The organism is Paraburkholderia aspalathi (assembly GCF_905220735.1).
Taxonomy (GTDB): domain Bacteria; phylum Pseudomonadota; class Gammaproteobacteria; order Burkholderiales; family Burkholderiaceae; genus Paraburkholderia; species Paraburkholderia aspalathi.
In genome coordinates, this window is the sequence record NZ_CAJNBA010000002.1 from 1,747,999 (window position 1) to 1,763,833 (window position 15,835).

22 protein-coding genes are annotated in these 15,835 nt (G+C 58.6%); 14 read left to right on the forward strand and 8 right to left on the reverse strand.

Going from position 1 to position 15,835, the window contains the following annotated elements:
- Positions 1-142: 142 nt before the first annotated feature.
- Positions 143-1,165, reverse strand: coding sequence for a tryptophan--tRNA ligase (gene trpS / locus KHO30_RS18575; RefSeq protein WP_211701781.1), 1,023 nt, complete (start codon positions 1,163-1,165; stop codon positions 143-145).
- A 189-nt stretch (positions 1,166-1,354) separates the two neighbouring features.
- Positions 1,355-1,753 (reverse strand): lysozyme inhibitor LprI family protein, encoded by a 399-nt coding sequence (locus KHO30_RS18580; protein WP_244864073.1) that lies wholly within the window; start codon positions 1,751-1,753, stop codon positions 1,355-1,357.
- Between the two features lie 278 nt (positions 1,754-2,031).
- Between KHO30_RS18580 and KHO30_RS18585 the strand changes: the two genes are divergently transcribed.
- Both KHO30_RS18585 and KHO30_RS18590 read left to right on the forward strand, forming a co-directional pair.
- Complete coding sequence (locus KHO30_RS18585) at positions 2,032-2,379, forward strand: hypothetical protein (RefSeq protein ID WP_211701782.1); 348 nt, start codon at positions 2,032-2,034, stop codon at positions 2,377-2,379.
- Positions 2,379-2,597: a hypothetical protein gene (locus KHO30_RS18590; RefSeq protein ID WP_093632330.1), complete on the forward strand. Its 219-nt coding sequence runs from the start codon at positions 2,379-2,381 to the stop codon at positions 2,595-2,597. The genes KHO30_RS18585 and KHO30_RS18590 overlap by 1 nt, the downstream gene beginning before the upstream one ends.
- Positions 2,598-2,651: 54 nt before the next feature.
- On the opposite strand, the gene KHO30_RS18595 is transcribed toward KHO30_RS18590, so the two are convergent.
- Positions 2,652-3,974 (reverse strand): TIGR00366 family protein, encoded by a 1,323-nt coding sequence (locus KHO30_RS18595; RefSeq protein WP_093632328.1) that lies wholly within the window; start codon positions 3,972-3,974, stop codon positions 2,652-2,654.
- 329 nt (positions 3,975-4,303) lie between these two features.
- Here KHO30_RS18595 and KHO30_RS18600 point away from each other — a divergent pair, with 329 nt between their 5' ends.
- The 3 genes from KHO30_RS18600 to KHO30_RS18610 all read left to right on the forward strand — a co-directional run bounded on the left by KHO30_RS18600 (position 4,304) and on the right by KHO30_RS18610 (position 5,609).
- Entirely contained in the window at positions 4,304-4,741 is a 438-nt protein-coding gene (locus KHO30_RS18600) for a cupin domain-containing protein (RefSeq protein WP_093632326.1), read from the forward strand.
- 80 nt (positions 4,742-4,821) lie between these two features.
- Positions 4,822-5,178 carry a nuclear transport factor 2-like protein gene (locus tag KHO30_RS18605; RefSeq protein WP_211701783.1) on the forward strand — a complete coding sequence of 119 codons (357 nt, stop codon included), beginning with the start codon at positions 4,822-4,824 and terminating at the stop codon, positions 5,176-5,178.
- Positions 5,179-5,213: 35 nt separating this feature from the next.
- Positions 5,214-5,609: a VOC family protein gene (locus KHO30_RS18610; RefSeq protein WP_211701784.1), complete on the forward strand. Its 396-nt coding sequence runs from the start codon at positions 5,214-5,216 to the stop codon at positions 5,607-5,609.
- A 65-nt stretch (positions 5,610-5,674) separates the two neighbouring features.
- Here the strand turns inward: KHO30_RS18610 and KHO30_RS18615 are convergent, their stop codons facing one another.
- The 3 genes from KHO30_RS18615 to KHO30_RS18625 all read right to left on the reverse strand — a co-directional run bounded on the left by KHO30_RS18615 (position 5,675) and on the right by KHO30_RS18625 (position 7,449).
- The gene (locus KHO30_RS18615) at positions 5,675-6,679 is read right to left on the reverse strand and encodes a helix-turn-helix domain-containing protein (RefSeq protein ID WP_244864074.1); all 1,005 of its coding nucleotides are present in this window, start codon (positions 6,677-6,679) and stop codon (positions 5,675-5,677) included.
- A 117-nt stretch (positions 6,680-6,796) separates the two neighbouring features.
- Entirely contained in the window at positions 6,797-6,946 is a 150-nt protein-coding gene (locus tag KHO30_RS18620; protein WP_128576660.1) for a DUF2934 domain-containing protein, read from the reverse strand.
- Between the two features lie 143 nt (positions 6,947-7,089).
- Entirely contained in the window at positions 7,090-7,449 is a 360-nt protein-coding gene (locus KHO30_RS18625) for a superinfection immunity protein (protein WP_093632318.1), read from the reverse strand.
- 233 nt (positions 7,450-7,682) lie between these two features.
- Between KHO30_RS18625 and KHO30_RS18630 the strand changes: the two genes are divergently transcribed.
- Together KHO30_RS18630 and KHO30_RS18635 are read left to right on the forward strand one after the other, a co-directional pair.
- Positions 7,683-8,567, forward strand: a complete 885-nt coding sequence (locus KHO30_RS18630) for an SDR family oxidoreductase (RefSeq protein WP_093632316.1) — start codon at positions 7,683-7,685, stop codon at positions 8,565-8,567.
- Positions 8,568-8,695: 128 nt separating this feature from the next.
- Positions 8,696-9,367 carry an SDR family NAD(P)-dependent oxidoreductase gene (locus KHO30_RS18635; protein ID WP_244864092.1) on the forward strand — a complete coding sequence of 224 codons (672 nt, stop codon included), beginning with the start codon at positions 8,696-8,698 and terminating at the stop codon, positions 9,365-9,367.
- Positions 9,368-9,608: 241 nt separating this feature from the next.
- Here KHO30_RS18635 and KHO30_RS18640 read toward each other — a convergent pair whose 3' ends face one another.
- Entirely contained in the window at positions 9,609-9,884 is a 276-nt protein-coding gene (locus tag KHO30_RS18640) for a GlsB/YeaQ/YmgE family stress response membrane protein (RefSeq protein WP_054039962.1), read from the reverse strand.
- A gap of 29 nt (positions 9,885-9,913) precedes the next feature.
- Positions 9,914-10,231 carry an ElaB/YgaM/YqjD family protein gene (locus KHO30_RS18645; RefSeq protein WP_093632312.1) on the reverse strand — a complete coding sequence of 106 codons (318 nt, stop codon included), beginning with the start codon at positions 10,229-10,231 and terminating at the stop codon, positions 9,914-9,916.
- 665 nt (positions 10,232-10,896) lie between these two features.
- Between KHO30_RS18645 and KHO30_RS18650 the strand changes: the two genes are divergently transcribed.
- The 7 genes from KHO30_RS18650 (at position 10,897) to KHO30_RS18680 (ending at position 15,572) form a co-directional block, all read left to right on the forward strand.
- The gene (locus tag KHO30_RS18650; RefSeq protein WP_093632308.1) at positions 10,897-11,334 is read left to right on the forward strand and encodes a response regulator; all 438 of its coding nucleotides are present in this window, start codon (positions 10,897-10,899) and stop codon (positions 11,332-11,334) included.
- A gap of 75 nt (positions 11,335-11,409) precedes the next feature.
- Positions 11,410-11,883, forward strand: a complete 474-nt coding sequence (locus tag KHO30_RS18655) for a PRC-barrel domain-containing protein (protein ID WP_211701786.1) — start codon at positions 11,410-11,412, stop codon at positions 11,881-11,883.
- Positions 11,884-11,977: 94 nt separating this feature from the next.
- Complete coding sequence (locus KHO30_RS18660; protein ID WP_211701787.1) at positions 11,978-12,145, forward strand: hypothetical protein; 168 nt, start codon at positions 11,978-11,980, stop codon at positions 12,143-12,145.
- A gap of 427 nt (positions 12,146-12,572) precedes the next feature.
- The gene (locus KHO30_RS18665; RefSeq protein WP_211701788.1) at positions 12,573-12,860 is read left to right on the forward strand and encodes a hypothetical protein; all 288 of its coding nucleotides are present in this window, start codon (positions 12,573-12,575) and stop codon (positions 12,858-12,860) included.
- A 408-nt stretch (positions 12,861-13,268) separates the two neighbouring features.
- Positions 13,269-13,598, forward strand: coding sequence for a hypothetical protein (locus tag KHO30_RS18670; RefSeq protein ID WP_200569948.1), 330 nt, complete (start codon positions 13,269-13,271; stop codon positions 13,596-13,598).
- 105 nt (positions 13,599-13,703) lie between these two features.
- Entirely contained in the window at positions 13,704-13,985 is a 282-nt protein-coding gene (locus KHO30_RS18675) for a hypothetical protein (RefSeq protein ID WP_093632300.1), read from the forward strand.
- A 750-nt stretch (positions 13,986-14,735) separates the two neighbouring features.
- Positions 14,736-15,572 (forward strand): IclR family transcriptional regulator, encoded by an 837-nt coding sequence (locus tag KHO30_RS18680; protein ID WP_093632298.1) that lies wholly within the window; start codon positions 14,736-14,738, stop codon positions 15,570-15,572.
- Positions 15,573-15,835: the final 263 nt, after the last annotated feature.

Consider the following 15,835-nt stretch of genomic DNA (forward strand, 5'->3'; position numbering starts at 1 on the left):
TCTCCTTCGAGGATTGCCCGTCCTGTATATCAACTGAATGTGACAATACATCACACCGCCCCGCCAAAGCTACGACTGGGCAAGTACGACCGCGCGACGCCCGGCCTGCGCCGGGTTTACAGCCACGCGGCTTGCTGATCTTCTACCGTGAGTTCTGAAAGTAATTCAAACCAAGCGCAGCTTTCGCCTCTGATACCGTCGCACCCGCCACTTCCCGAGCGCGCATGGTCCCGCGGCGCAGAACGTTAAGCACCTCCGCGCGGTCGGTCGCCAACTCCTGGCGGCGTTCCCGAATCGGTGCAAGCATCGCCTGCAGCCGATCATTGAGTGTGCGCTTGACCACACTGTCCCCCAGACCACCACGGCGATAGTGTGCTTTGAGTTCGTCGACCATCGGTACGTCCGGCTCGAACGCATCCAGAAACGCGAACACAACGTTGCCTTCAACCTGGCCTGGGTCGCTGACGCGCAGGTGGTTAGGGTCGGTGTACATGTTGTTCACGGCCTTGGTGATTTCGTCCGGGCTCGCGCCGAGCGTAATAGCGTTACCCAGTGACTTGCTCATCTTGGTCTTTCCATCGAGGCCCGGCAGCCGCGCGACGTGCGAGAGCACCGCTTCGCATTCGACCAGCACCTGCCTGTCGACGGTGCTGTTGAAACGGCGCACCAGTTCGTTGGTTTGTTCGATCATCGGCAACTGGTCGTCACCGACAGGCACGCGCGTCGCCTTGAACGCAGTGATGTCGGCGGCCTGACTGACCGGATACGTCAGGAAACCGGCGGGGATATCCCGCTCGAACCCGCGGAGTACGATTTCCGCCTTGATGGTCGGGTTGCGTTCGAGGCGTGCAACCGTCACGAGATTGAGCAGATACTGCGTCAATTCCGCGAGCTCCGGCACCTGCGATTGGATAAAGATCGTTGATTTGGCAGGGTCGATGCCGACAGCCAGATAGTCCAGCGCGACTTCGATAACGTTGTCGGTCACCTTCTGGTGACGGCCGACGTTGTCCGTCATCGCCTGCGCATCGGCGAGCAGCAAAAACTGCTGCGCTTCGTTTTGAAGCTGCACGCGGGTGCGCAGCGAGCCGATGTAGTGGCCGAGGTGCAAGGGACCGGTTGTCCGGTCGCCAGTGAGGATAACGGGTTGTTTCGCCTGTGACATGGTGAACTCAGTGTTTGGGGACACCACCAGTCATGCGCGCAAAAACAAAAATGCCGCCAGGACTGGCGGCATCACGTTGTAGATGTACGTGTGAAAACGGGCCGCCTGGGTCAGGCGTGCCACCAACAATACAGCTTCAGCGAGGTCGGATTCGTTTCCATGAAGTGAGTATAACGCAGCACGCTGCTTCTAGAATGGCCCACGGCTAGCCAGGTGGGCGTACTCGTCCTTTAGCGTCTGAATTCGCGACCGATATGCGCCAAGCAGGCAAGCCTGGTTCGCACCGCATTTCTTCCTCGCGCTCAACCAGGACTGTTGCTCGTCCCCCATGTCACCGCGCGTACCCATGGCGACAAGACCCGTCAGCATCTGGTAGCGCACTGACATCTCGACGTCCAATTCGCTCAATTGCCGGGATGCGCATATCGCTTTTTCGTCCGGCAGACGCGCGCGATTGCAGTCGAAGCTCGCCGCTGAAGCGGGTACTGAGCCGGCTGTGATCGCTATCAACAGCGCCAGGCGCAAATGATGGCCAAAACTGTGATCTCGTTGTTTATCCATCGTCGTTCGTGACATGACTGAACCCATTGCGCAGTCCGGTTGGTTGGCCTCAAAGTCGCGAGCCAATTCCCGCCTTTCAGCCTTCTCCCGCAGCACGTGTGAAGGTAACCCAATTTGCGCAGTTGCCACAGAGCGGTAACGATGGACACGGGCCACGAAAAACCTGTATATTTATACAGTACTACGCGGCGCAATTTCACGGCAACGAATTGGCACTTTTATTGTCCCGGCTGCGATGGCGGCTGCGTCGGGCAAGGCGTTGGTTGCAAAGAGTGGCTGCAACGGAAAGCAGGCAAGGAGAAAGCGTGAAACGTATTGGATTGGCCATACTGATGGCGACGCTCACGCCGGCCGTATACGCGGCTGGCTACACGGAAGTCTGGAATCCGCCTGAGGCCCGTGCAACCGCTCCCCATAGGGCCGGCGCTGCACGCAAGCTCGCGGTTCATCGACCCGTCGTTGCTCACCCGGTGAACATGCATGCGCGGCGCACGCCGACATCCGCGCCCAGGCTGCTGGCGAAGCAAAGCCACGTGCAGAAAACCGCGCCGACAGACGAACCCGATATGTCGGCAATTCCGCGCCAGTTCACGCCCGAGGGAAACGTGCTTCGGGTTGATTCTCGTGGCATGTCGGCTGAGGTCACGCGCTGATGGAATTGGAGAGCTACCACGGCTATAGCGTGTGGGGGCACGCCATCCTGCAGCAGGAAGGCATTCTCCAGCCGGAACGGTACGCAGCAAGCGGCACGATTACTCGAAACAACAAGCTCGTTGAAGCATCCGGCGTCCTTGGCTATTTCGATACCGAAGAGCAAGCCCAGCACGCCGGACTTGACTGGGCCCGCGCGTGGGTCGACAGCCACGGTTAGAGGTACGGCGTGGCGATCCCCCTCACGTCGAGACGGACCGCCCTTTCCTGGAAGTTAGAACAGGTACATGCCGGCCACAAAAATAACGCCCGAGAACAGAAGCGCCGTGACGCAGTAGCCCATGATGTCGCGCACGCCTAAGCCTGCAATGGCAAGCGCCGGAAGCGCCCAGAATGGTTGCGCCATGTTTGTCCAGGCCTCACCGTAAGCAATCGCCATCGCGGATTTGCCGAGGTCCGCGCCGAGCGCTTGCGCGGCCGGCATAACAAATGGGCCCTGCACGACCCAATGACCACCACCGGATGGCACGGCAAAGTTGATCAGTGCCGAGCTGAGGAACGCGAGCAACGGGAATGTGTGGACGTTGGCGATATCAACGAACCACTTCGTGATGACACCCGCGAGACCCGAGTGGTCCATCAGCGCCTGGATGCCGGCATAAAACGGAAACTGAATCATGATGCCGGACGCGCCCTTCGCTGCCGCCGCTACCGCGCGTGCGTACGCCATGGGGGTCTTGTGAAGAACGATGCCCGCTGCGAGGAACACCAGATTGACGGTGTCGATATCCAGTGCGAACCCTTTGTTGATGAACCGGATGACGAGGAAGACGGCGCAGAGTGCTGCCACGAGGATGGCCAGTACTCGGCTTTCTTCCATTCGCTCAGCGAACGTCGCGTCGGGCGCAAGTTTGCGCTCCACACTCGGCGGATCCTGCAATAGAGCCGGGTCTACCGTAACCACGTCTTCAGGTTTCGGCATCATGAGTCTTGCCAGGATGGGCAAAAGAATAATGAGGCCGATGGTGATGAACGCGTTGTAGCCCGTAAAAATGGTGTGCGAAACCGGAATCAGACCGACGGTCTTCTCCATCGGATTGCCCTTGGTGGCAGCGACGAGCGGCACAGAGCCAGACAAGCCACCGTGCCAGGTCAGGAAACCCATGTAAGCACTCGCCACGAGCAGCCGATAGTCGGTTCCCTTGACGCGTCGGGCGACCTCTCGTGCAAGCATCGCGCCCAGAACGAGACCGAATCCCCAATTGATGGCACACGCGACGGCGCCGACAAACGCCACCAACATCACGCCTTGACCTGGCGTGCGAGCAGAGCTCGCTAGCGCGACAAGCACTCGCTTGACGGGCGCCGAGCTAGCCAGCGCATGTCCCGTTACTAGAATCATCGCCATCTGCATCGAAAATGCGAGCAGGTTCCAGAATCCGGAGCCCCACAGCATCACGAGGTCGGCGGGCGCTTTCGGCGTCAAACCAAGCGCGAGTGCGAAGGTGACGCCGGTGAGCAAAATGGCAAAAATCAGGGGATCGGGCAACACCCGATGCACCACCTGAGTGAAAAAAGCGGAGATACGCTGAATCAATTGTCTACTCCTCGTCACCTTTATAGATGCGGCCAACTGTCCTTGTTATGGGCGGTAAACCGTATGGACCTTAAGTCGCGCGCGCCGATTTTTGCACACAACGAAAAATCCTGCGTCGAGGAGCGCAATTGCGCTTGCAGTCGTTGAGAAGGCGGGCGCGAAGACCGTTGTAATTAAACCGATAAGACGTGTTCTGAGCCCTCCGGTGCACTGGTAGGCAACTCGACTTGCACTACCGTGCAATCCTCCGGCGCGCCCTTGCGATATCGTTGATTCACCCACAAACCACGCCGAACTCGAATTCGGTTTGGCGAAATCTGGAGACGACGATGGACATCAAACCGAAGGTTCGCGAAGAAGCGGTTCAAATCGATGAGATTCCGTGGAAGCCCTTCCCGGACGCTCTCTCCCAAGGAGGAATCCGCTGGAAGATGCTTCACGCCTCCCCCGAAATGGGCGCATGGACCGCAATTTTTGATTGCCCCGCGGGCTCGTCCTTCAACGCGCATTTTCACGTCGGGCCGGGCGAATATTTGCTGACGAAGGGCCGCATGGACGTCCGTGGTGGTAGCGAACACGGCGGCGACACGGTCGTCGCGCCGGCGTACGGTTACGAGTCCGCAAATGCGCGTCATGACAAAACCGCGTTCCCGGTCGACAGCGAGTTCTACATGACGTTCCTGGGGCCGCTATCCTTCATCAAGGAAGATGGCACGCCGATCGTGGTGGTGACCTGGGACGAGGCGCAGCGTGCATACGCGGGCTGAAGACACTGCTGTCTACGTCATGTATCGGCAACGGCCATCGTTACCGAACCATCCCGTTGCTCCTCTCGTGGATACTCGACATGTCAAATCTCTCTGAACAGGCAGAAACAGCAACCAGACAGGTGCTGGACCATCATCTCGGCGCGTTCGCTCACGGCGTTGAGGAGATTCTCAAGGATTACGACGACAGCTCCGCCGTCATTACGCCGGACAGGACCTTCCGTGGCCGCGATGAGATTGCGGGCTTCTTCAAGGCATTTGTTGACGGTGCAGACCCGGCGTTCTGGCCGGCGTTCAAGATTACAAGCATGAGCACAATCGGCGACGTGGCCTACCTCGCCTGGGAGGCAAAACCGTGGGTCACACTCGCAACGGACACTCTTTACGTCAGAGACGGGAAAATTGCGGTTCAGACGTTCACGTCTTTTTCGGCCTGACTCGCGTCGCGCATTACGCAACAAGGGAGTAAAAATTGGCCAAAATCATTCACGCCATGGTGCGGGTTCACGACCTTGAGCGTTCGCTGCAGTTCTACAAGGACGCGCTCGGGCTGTCGACAAGTCATCGCCTTGATTTCCCCGACTTCTCGCTGGTCTATCTTCGCAACGAAGAGAATGACTTTGAGATTGAGCTGACGTGGAACAAAGGCCGCGAGCCGGCATATACGCATGGCGACGGCTATGGGCACATCGCTGTAGCCGTTCCAGAGCTTGAAAATGAGCATGAGCGCATGACGCAGCTCGGCATCCATCCCACGGCCGTGAAGGAATTCAAGCGCGGCGAAGAGATGCTCGCCCGGTTCTTCTTCATTCAGGACCCTGATGGCTACAAAATTGAAGTTCTCGAGCGTTCGGGGCATTACGTATAGGTACACGCATGCAGGCAACACAAGCACGTGGACTCAGCGAAAAGGCTAGCTCCGGTCCGCGTTTGTCATGTCAACTCGTCCAACGGACCGACGCCCGTAGTCCTGCGAACATCACCCGGTGAGGCGCCGTACTTCTCCTTGAACGCCCGGCAGAAATGGCTGGTTGAATTGAATCCCCAGCGGAACGCTATCTCCGAGATGCGTTGCCGGTTGTAGGCCGGGTCCGTCAACGCCTGCTTGCAGGCGTGCAGTCGTCTGTCCAGTACCCATCCGGAAACGGTCATGTCGCTGCGCTGAAACAGCATGTGCAGGTAACGCAGCGAAATGTGATTTGCCTCGGCAACCCGGGTCGGGTTCAGGTCGTCTTCGTGCAGATGCTGCAGGATAAAGTCCTGCACACGTCTGAGCATCGCCGCGCTGGCGTCGAACGTCGCTGACGGTTGCTGGCCGGATAGCGCGATACCCAACAGTTCGAGCGTGGATCTGCTGACGGAACCCTGAACGCTTTCGTCGAGTGTTGCGATTTCATTTGAAAGGGCGAGCAGGTGCACGGCTAGCAACGAACCGACGCCTGTGCGGCTTTCGATTTTGCCTCCTGTCGGCGGCTGTTTGCGTTCCGGTAGCCGTTCTCGCATAACCGACCATGGAATCATCAGCGTCACCTTATGCAGGCGCTCGAGAACTTCGAACTCGATGGACTGATCGGTCGTCCAGACGACTACATCGCCGGACGCGACCTCCACGCCTGAATCGCCAATCCTGAACCGTTCGCGCCCGCCCGTCGTGAGTTGCACTCCGACATACAGTTCATCATCGTGGCGAACCTGCCCGCGCGTGCGTTGCCCCTTGCAAGGGTCGCATACCGTTTCGACAATCCCGGCTCCTGCGAAATCATGATGTTTGACGTGGGCGTAGAAGGTAGCAGGCAGACGGTGAGGGACTTGCCACTCTCTGTAGCTGCTACTGAGCACCGACTGCCAGGCATCTGTGCGGTCACCAGCCGGGACGTCGTTGCTTGACCACTCGGTAGATTGATTTCGCACGTCGTCGCTCCTTTCGCTCGGTCTCACGATGCGCTCGATGACGCGTCCAATTATCCTCCCTTCCGGTTGAATACGTGGAACAGCGCCGACGTTTCGAGCAAGTGAACCTCCGCTCAGGAGCTCTGGTCACACCAAACTAAGCTCTCAATCCGATTCTGCCAACGCGCGATCTGCGCCTAGCTGTTGCCGTGCCTTTGCCCAATATTCCTGGGAACGCCCCTCGGGACTTCCCGCTTTCTCCCACAGATAGAACGCAAGCGTACGAACTTGCTCCTCAGTAACAGGCATATCCATTTCAATCTCCACAAAAATTTCTTCGATTGACTAGAGCGTTGACGCCCCGGTCAATCAACAAGCAAGCCTTAAAACAGGACGCAATACAGCGCCCCTCTCTCGAGTGTCAGGACCGTCCATTCGCGCTCGGCCCAAGGCGCCGACTAACCTCTATGCTGGTAACGGCTGCTTGCTGCGATGCGCGCCACGACCGGCACCAAACGCGGGTTGAACAAGGGAATGGACCCAGCACGACCTTCAGCGCGAGCAACTATTGCATCGATAGTGACTCGTGCAACCGCACGTTGTGCCCGCTTTGCGAACTGCTTCAGACGGCGATCGCTGACCGGATGCCGCGCCCATATCAGCGCCGCGAACCAACCGATCACGGTCCATCCGAGCAGGATGTTCACCATGGTCACCGCAAAGGCGTCTTCGCGGTCTCTCGCGTCTGCAATCATTGCGGGCACCAGATACAGCATCAGCGCACCCAGGAACACCGCACCTTCGATAAGCTTCATCATTTCTTCACCTCGCTACAGTTTCGATAGGAGTTTAGATCTGGCCTATCTTTTTTCTAGACCGATAGCGTGAAATCACAATTGCAAAATGCCAGACAATGCCGCCCGCTCCCGCGCTTCGCTGGTTCGCGGGAATCCCTATGCTGAAGGAGGTTTGCGACGCGTAAGCTGCAGCGCTCCCCTGCGCGCCAATAACGGCGGAAGCGTATGCTGCTGTAAATCATCAGGAGACGACCATGAGCCTTGCTGGCAAGACACTATTCATGTCCGGTGGCAGTCGCGGCATCGGACTCGCGATTGCACTCAGAGCCGCACGCGACGGCGCGAACATCGTGATTTGCGCCAAGACCGCGGAGCCGGACCCGCGTCTCGAGGGCACGATTCATACGGCGGCTGCAGCCGTTGAAGCTGCCGGCGGCAAGGCGCTCCCGCTGGTTGTGGATATTCGCGACGAAGAACGCGTGAAAGCGGCAGTCGCCGAGGCCGTTGCTTTGTTCGGCGGCATCGACATCCTCGTGAACAATGCCAGCGCCATTCGACTGACAGGCACGCTAGATACACCCGTCAAACGGTACGACCTGATGCATGGGGTCAATGGCAGAGGCACGTTCGTATGCGCGCAAGCGTGCCTGCCGCACCTTCTCAATGCGTCGAACCCGCACATCCTCACGCTGTCCCCTCCGTTGGTCCAGGACGCAAAATGGTTTAGCGATTTTCCGGCATACACCATTGCGAAATACACGATGAGCCTGTTCACACTTGCGCTTGCCGGAGAGTTCAGAGACCGGGGTGTCGCCGTCAATTCGCTATGGCCTCGAACAGCGATAGCGACAGCTGCTGTGCAAAATGAAATTGGTGGCAAGGACATGATTGCAGCGTGTCGCACGCCTGAGATCGTCGCCGACGCGGCCCATTACATCCTGACGCGCCCGGCCAAAGAATGCACAGGAAACTTCTTCCTCGACGACGAAGTTCTGCTGGCCGCCGGTGTGCGCGACTTTGCACAGTACGACGTGCAGGCTGGGGCCGCGTTGCAAGCGGATTTCTTTGTTGAGGCGTTGCCGGGCATGTTGCCGGCCGACAATATGACGAAGCGCGCATCCCGCAACCCAGCCCGCTAAAACGTCAGGATGTGCGGATACGAATGCAGTCACACACACGCTGGAATTGCTAACTTCGCTCCTACGTGGCAGTTCCAGTCCCTGTTGAATTCGGAGGAACCGTGAGTCGAACTGAGACCGCTTTGATTGTGGGCGCAGGAAAGGGATTGAGTGCTTCGCTCGCGCGACTGTTCGCGGCAGAAGGCATGCAGGTTGCCCTCGCGGCACGCGATACCAGCAAGCTGACGGAGCTCGTCGACGAAACGGGCGCTCTGCCCGTACGTTGCGACGCCAGTCAACCGGACGATGTCACCGCACTTTTTGACCGCGTAGAGGACGCATTCGGCGCGCCCGATCTCGTTGTGTACAACGCGAGTGGCCGCTACCGCGCGGCAGTCGAAGACATCGAATCAGAGAAGCTTGAGGATGCGTTGAAAGTGACCGCCGTCGGTGGCTTTCTTGTAGCCCAGGCCGCAGCCGTTCGAATGCTGGCGCGCGGCAGCGGCACCATCCTTCTGACTGGCGCTACTGCGAGTGTGAAGGGGCTACCGGGTTCGACGCCATTTGCGATGGGCAAATTCGCGTTGCGTGGGATGGCCCAATGTATGGCGCGAGAACTCGCTCCGAAAAATATTCATGTCGCACATTTCGTCATCGACGGTGGCATCGCGAGCAGCCGCCCCGAGGCGGCCGTTGCCAGCAATGAAGACAAATGGTTGGACCCCGACGCCATCGCCAAGGAATACCTCCATATCCATCGCCAGCATCGTAGTGCGTGGACGTGGGAGGTTGAGTTGCGACCTTGGGTAGAGAAGTTCTAGCGCGTCTTGTCTTTCGAACGCAGTTAGGTAGCTCGTCATGTTCTGGCATGCTGTCGTTCATACAGAGGCAGCCCCGGAGGCTCCCAGGTCTGCTCGCGCCTCGGTTGATTCGGCGATGAAGATGCGGTCCGCCGCATCTCCATCGCTCGACGTCAGCGCTCGACTGACTGTCGGACTGTCTCAAGCCCGAACTGTTTGCCATCAGTAGCGGCACGCTCAGCGGATAAGAAAATTGAAGTCTTTAGAGTGGACGCGCACGGCCTCGGCTGAAAAGTCGCAAGACAGCGAGCAGGATGACCGCGCCAATCAGCGCCGTAATCAGTGAGCCGATTATGCCGCTTCCCAGGTGCAAACCCATCGCCCCGCCAAGCCAACCACCTATGAAAGCTCCGACAATTCCCACGATGATATCAACCACAATGCCAAAGCCGCCGCCGTCGACGATACGACCCGCGAGAGCGCCAGCGATGCCTCCGATAATCAGCCAGAAAATAATTCCATGCGAGACTGGGTCCATATTTCTTCTCCTATAGAGCTGAATCCGCGTTAGCGGCGAGCAAGCATGCCGATGATAAGTCCGCCTATGAGTGCCATCGTGACCGCTTTCCACGGAGCCTCATGAACGTAATCGTCGGTTGATTCAGAGACGACACGGTACTTCTTCTTGACTACCTCCTGTGCACCAGCAATCTTGTCCTTCACGTCGGACAGCGTCCGGCCACCGGTTGCTCGGTCTCCGTTGCCGCCGCTGGACTTCGCTGTAGAGTCGTTGTCCTGTTGAGATGACCCGGTGGAACTGGCCGGCTCGGACGCAACGGGCGGGGCCCCGGCCGCCGCGGCGGTGAGTTGATGCGACTCAGTCATTTGAACCTCCATATTTCGTTTGAATGGCCCGAGGGTTGCGCAAGTGGCGTGCCACACGGAGCGCGTTGAACGCGGAGGTTGTCATCAACTGCCGCCCGAACCAGGATTAGTGGCCGACGCCGGCGTGGCAGCGCTGGACTTCTTGTGCATCTTCTTGTGCGAAGTAGTACCAGCGGGTGCCATGCTATTCGCCCCAGACGCGCCCGATACCGTGCCGGTTGAACCATCCGCGCTCGGTTTGCTCATTCCCGTGCCGCCTTGACCGCCGGCCGCCCCTCCGCCACCCGCCCCCTGTGCGTAGACGGAACCTGATACACCGAAAATCAACGCTGAAATCAAAACTCCTCTCGTCGCGACTCGCATAACAATCTCCTTGAGCGAAGCGGCCGTTAGCACCGGAAGGTGTCAGCCCGCGTCCTGCTTTGCGCAAGTGCCGTGCCGTGGGTCAGTAAAGCCACCTCGGCAACGACGGGATAACGAGCGCCCTATCGAGCCGCCGCCGGGCCAGGCCGCAGAACCGCCAGACAGCACCATGGCACGCTCATTCGCGAACGGACTAGCTGCAGGGCAGCCGCAATGGATTGATTCTGGCTTCACAAGTGGGCCGTAGCCAGGTTGGCAGGCATAGGCGTTGCGCAAAAACGGAATACCTCTGGGTTCGCGATATGTCTACCATCCTGCTCGTCGATGACGACGTAGATTCGCTGTGGCTGCTCCAGATTATCCTGGTGGGACGCGGTTACCACGTGCTCCTCGCGGAAGGTGGGGAGGCAGCTCTCGCCAAAGCTGCGCAGTGCCTTCCCGACTTGATTGTCACTGACTGCGACATGCCAGGCATGGATGGAATTGCCTTATGCGAACGACTGAAGTTTTATCCCGCGCTTGCCCAGATTCCTGTGGTGATGGCTTCCGGGCGGATGCCGCCGGAAGAGAAATCCACGCTTTGGAATGTTTTTCTTTCAAAGCCCGTCGACCTGAGTGCCTTGGAGCTCGCCATTAACTCACTGTTGGCGAAGCGTTTGTCTGGTCCCCAAACCCGCGTCAATGTGCCCGCTCCTGCAGGCTCCCGATGGCAACCAATACCCTCCAGACTTTGCCTGTAGTTGCCCGCGCTCGAAGCTTCGACTGGGAACACCGCTTGCGCGCCATTGAAGTACCTTTTTTGAAGGAGGTGAATCATGGGCTCAATTAACCCGCAAGGCGACACCAAACGCGGAGCTGACATCGTCGGCGGTGGCATGGGAGAAGGACCAGGGCCTGACATCATGGCCGCAGCAACGCTCGATGGGAACAAGGTCATGTCATCTGATGGCGAACACGTGGGAAAAATTTCAGACATCATGCTTGACGTCCGGAACGGCCGCATTGCCTATGCGGTACTTTCTGAGGGAGGTTTCCTTGGAATGGGTTCTACCCTGCATGCCATCCCGTGGAGCGCACTGACTCTTGATACGGAAGAGAAATGCTTCGTCGTCGACATTGCCGCGCAGCGCCTTAAGGAGGACCCTGGATTTGACAAGGACCACTGGCCGATGATGGCGGATGCGAAGTGGGGAGAGTCGACATATCGCTACTACAACCAGCAGCCGTACTGGTCAGCGACCCGCGAGGCGGTGGAAAGTGACCCTGCTTTCCGGCCAAGCGAACACTAAAATCCAAACGGTACCGTTGTAGCGCCTATGCCGCCGCGCGCCCCATTGCGGCGGCATAGGCGTCAAATCATTCCCAACGCAACCGGAGATACACATGGCCGCCAGCCCGAAGGAACAGAACCCCGCGAGTGAAAAGTCTGAGGAGGATGTCGATAAGACTATTGAAGACACCTTCCCTGCCAGCGACCCTCCAGCGACGGGTGGAACCACCCGGATTGAGTCGGAGGACGGCGAAGAAGTTGACGAGGACAAGCCGGAATAATAGCAATCGACTTCATCACGAGACGCTCCCTCAAATGACGTTTCCATTAAAAGGGCGCAAAGAGCGTACTGGAAATAAAAGCGAAAGCCAGTGCCTTCGCGATGTCAAATGGGAGCTCCATCACCAGTGCGCCGAGCACGGCCATACTGCAGTTCATTTTTGAATCCAGGCGCAGGTATTCCCCGTATATGCAGTCAAGGCCGCGCAATTACGCATGGCAATCCGACGAACGGAGCATTCGCAGCGCTGTCATTTTCCGCGTCGAACCGCGACTGAATCACATACCTCACATCTGGACTCAGCAAATAGCTGTTCTGTTCAGACTCGGGTAGCTGCTTGCGCGTCGCCGCTACGCAACCAGTCAGCCTTGAGCGGTCTATGAGACTTCGGCGCTGCAAACGCATGCCGATATCACCGGAGAAATACCATGGAAAAGTTGACGATGAACGCGCTGTTCGCGCGTCTGGCTGTTGCGTCGCTTTGCGCGTGCGCTGCAACGTTTGCGCAAGCCGGCGGGAATGGCAACGGCGGCAACGGCAGCGGCGGCGCGCACGGTGCCGCGACGGCAGGGATGACGTATCACAGCGAGCCCGTATCGAGCCCGTGGAACCGGGTTCCCGGCGACATGAGCAAGACCACGGCCGCCACGAGCGGCATAGGCATGTCCGCTATGCACTCTGAAGACAACGGCATGCCAACAAAGACTGTTCAATAAGACCGTTCAGGATTGCCGGCGGCGCATCTGCCTTCTGTTCATGCGCCGCCCGCTTTGCCTGCGGTTTAATAGCGGTGATAGTAGCCGCCTGCTGGCACCACAATGCAGCCGCCCAGCGCGCTACCAAGACATACGGCCATCAGCATCAGCACAAAAACTCTTTTCATACACGCCTCACTAGTCAGTTGTGAGCGCACTATATTGAGCCGGCAGATTACCGGTGTTTTTGTGTGTAACGAGACGTGTAGATTGAAACATCTCCCTGCGTTCGCATGATTTCCCGCAGCCCAGTCGTCACGAAATATTCGGTTTCAGAACTCACAACTGCGCGGTCAGCATCGTGGTCGTCCGAAACGTTAAGCAGTTGAACGGCTAGAAACCGTCCCTTCAACTGAATCGGAGACGACCATGCACAACGCTGCCTACAAAATCGCTGCTGCGGCGGCACTCGCCCTGTCATTCGTGGGCACCGCGTCGGCGCAAACGAACTGGGATGCATCGCACCCACGCCGTGCCGAGGTCAATGATCGCCTCGCGAATCAGGACCGTCGCATTCACCAGGAAGTACGAGAGGGTGAGATGTCCCACGCCGAGGCGGCGAGACTGCATCGCGATGACCATCAGATTCGCCAGGAAGAGCGCGACATGGCGAGCCAGAACGGCAGCCACATTACCAGGCGCGAAGACTACGCGTTGAACCAGCAGGAAAACCACGTGAGCCGGCAAATCGGACAATAACGCCTATCGCTAACGCCAGCGACGGCCCAATGTCAGGCCGGCGCTGGCGTCGGTGGTCTGCGTTCTATCTAACCTTGGTGGCCTTCAGACTTGCTGGAGGGAGACATGAAGAGCACGAATGGGCAATCCCTGCGTTGCCAGGTAGAGAAATGGCTCGCGCCGACGCCCGCAACGCCAGTTCGTGTGACCGCTTTCAGCCGCACCAGATTGGGTGGCCGACGATACGTGTGCGTCGAAAGCGCGTCGCAATCGGGAACGCACATGCTGTTCTTCTTCAAGCATGATGACGGCAGTTGGTACGTGTTCCCGCAGACTGCCAACAAGCGGAAGTTGGCCGCGGAGCAACCCGTTTTCTCGCATTCGCTTCGAGCAGACGCGGCAGCATGACGTACCACCGCCAGCCAGTATCGAACCCGCACAATTTCAAAGGCCAGAGCCGCTGCACGGGAACCGTCGGCACGACAGGTGGTCTTCGTATGCACGCCGAACGCCTGCTCAGTAAAAGACACCTGCCTCAACCTGCTCGCGCTAACGGCGAAGCTCCCGATTCTGCCACCACCCAGGCGCCATCATCATCGGCCGCCTCCGCACCGCCGGCCGCCCCCTCCGCATCGCTACTGAAGAACTGTATTTGTTGCACACAAAGGGGCGTTTTAGGAATGCCGCAGATTTTGTTGTGCACCCATGGACGAAAAAAAAGGCGTCACGTTTCCGTGACGCCTTAAAAAGTTCTAGCCATTCCGAGGGCCGTGCTAGAACCTGAGAGACGGTATTCGAAAGTTGGGCGGGCGCGCGATATTGAACGCCGGACTCGAGACAGACACTGCGTGGACTGCTACGGGAGACTGTTAGAGGTACTCGACCAGACACTCCGCGGACCACGGTTGGTTCAGAATTTCAAAATGCAGAACCTGAAACCGTCTTTCGAAATGAGATTCCATTTTTTATGGTTATGCTGACTAAGTCAAGCAAAATCTAAAGAGGCCTCATTCGTCTCGGCAAAATATTCCGATACAATGAATCTTCTGATGAAAAATGGAATTCATGCCCCATTTTGGGGCTTCTGCCGCATCTTTGCGGAACGGTTGCCGACAGGCAAACGAACAGAATATTGAAATATAGTTCCAGAAAAACGATATGACCCGACCCACGTCCTCCCGAACTGCCGCAGGCCCAGCCAAAGACAAAGACGGCCCGGGCGAGGAAGTCACCGCGCTGGCACGTGGTTTGACCGTGCTGCGCTCGATCGCCGCGGCCGATGCGCCGCTCAGCAACCGCGAGTTGACCGAGCTGACCGGCATTCCAAAGCCTACCGTCTCGCGCATTACCGCCACGCTCGTCGGCGCAGGGTTCCTGTTCCGCCTGCCCGACAGCGAGCGATTCGTCCTGACTTCGTCGGTACTGGAGTTGAGCAACGGCTTTTTGCGCAACTTCGACATCCGGGCCCGGGCGCGCCCCTTCCTTATCGAACTCGCCGAACGCACCGCGTTGTCCGTGCATCTGGCCGTACGCGACCGCCTCGACATGGTGGTGATCGATGCGATCCGGCCACGTTCGGCGGTGCTGGTATCGCGCCTCGAAATCGGCTCGCGCATGAACCTCAGCCGCACGGCAGTCGGCCGCGCCTATCTGTCGGCGCTTGCTGAACCGGAGCGGGAAAAATTGCTGACCGGCCTGCAGGCCGCCGAAGGCGACGACTGGGGCCATGTCAGCAACCGCCTGACAAGCGCACTACGGGAAACCGCGGAGCAAGGCTTCGCGATCGCCACGGGCGAATGGTACGACGGCCTGAACGCCATCGCGTCAGGATTCATCGGCCCCTCGGGCGAGCGCTACGCCGTCAATTGCGGCGGCGCCGCAGACCAGTGCCCACGCGACTGGCTGATCTCGCGCGCGGCGCCGGCCCTGCTCGAATGCATCAGCAAGATCGTTCTCGAGATCGGCGGCACCCCCGGGCGCCGCCTCGACAATTGAAACGCGCGGGCACGCGCCGGCCATTACATTGCCTTGCCACCCTCCGCTCGTACTGTAACCTTCGTAATCAAAAGAAAAATACACGGGTGGACTGTTACAGAGCCCGCGACGTAGGATCACGCATTCCCGTCGCGGGCGCTTGCCCGGCTTGCCGCTATTGCCCTTCGATAACGTCCCGCCGACTGTCATGATGGCGCAATGCGTTAACATCTTTGTCCCGCGCCTCGGGTAGCATCGCGCTGAACATTTGCGGCGCGTCCGCT

Coding starts and splice junctions, on each gene's coding strand:
- KHO30_RS18605 (WP_211701783.1), top strand. CDS start 4,822: ATGTCAAATCTCTCTGAACAGGCAGAAACAGCAACCAGACAGGTGCTG.
- KHO30_RS18620 (WP_128576660.1), bottom strand. CDS start 6,946: ATGGATATGCCTGTTACTGAGGAGCAAGTTCGTACGCTTGCGTTCTAT.
- KHO30_RS18665 (WP_211701788.1), top strand. CDS start 12,573: ATGGAAAAGTTGACGATGAACGCGCTGTTCGCGCGTCTGGCTGTTGCG.
- KHO30_RS18655 (WP_211701786.1), top strand. CDS start 11,410: ATGGGCTCAATTAACCCGCAAGGCGACACCAAACGCGGAGCTGACATC.
- KHO30_RS18640 (WP_054039962.1), bottom strand. CDS start 9,884: ATGGACCCAGTCTCGCATGGAATTATTTTCTGGCTGATTATCGGAGGC.
- KHO30_RS18650 (WP_093632308.1), top strand. CDS start 10,897: ATGTCTACCATCCTGCTCGTCGATGACGACGTAGATTCGCTGTGGCTG.
- KHO30_RS18580 (WP_244864073.1), bottom strand. CDS start 1,753: ATGGGTTCAGTCATGTCACGAACGACGATGGATAAACAACGAGATCAC.
- KHO30_RS18680 (WP_093632298.1), top strand. CDS start 14,736: ATGACCCGACCCACGTCCTCCCGAACTGCCGCAGGCCCAGCCAAAGAC.
- KHO30_RS18675 (WP_093632300.1), top strand. CDS start 13,704: ATGAAGAGCACGAATGGGCAATCCCTGCGTTGCCAGGTAGAGAAATGG.
- KHO30_RS18590 (WP_093632330.1), top strand. CDS start 2,379: ATGGAATTGGAGAGCTACCACGGCTATAGCGTGTGGGGGCACGCCATC.
- KHO30_RS18630 (WP_093632316.1), top strand. CDS start 7,683: ATGAGCCTTGCTGGCAAGACACTATTCATGTCCGGTGGCAGTCGCGGC.
- KHO30_RS18645 (WP_093632312.1), bottom strand. CDS start 10,231: ATGACTGAGTCGCATCAACTCACCGCCGCGGCGGCCGGGGCCCCGCCC.
- KHO30_RS18625 (WP_093632318.1), bottom strand. CDS start 7,449: ATGATGAAGCTTATCGAAGGTGCGGTGTTCCTGGGTGCGCTGATGCTG.
- trpS (WP_211701781.1), bottom strand. CDS start 1,165: ATGTCACAGGCGAAACAACCCGTTATCCTCACTGGCGACCGGACAACC.
- KHO30_RS18670 (WP_200569948.1), top strand. CDS start 13,269: ATGCACAACGCTGCCTACAAAATCGCTGCTGCGGCGGCACTCGCCCTG.
- KHO30_RS18600 (WP_093632326.1), top strand. CDS start 4,304: ATGGACATCAAACCGAAGGTTCGCGAAGAAGCGGTTCAAATCGATGAG.
- KHO30_RS18660 (WP_211701787.1), top strand. CDS start 11,978: ATGGCCGCCAGCCCGAAGGAACAGAACCCCGCGAGTGAAAAGTCTGAG.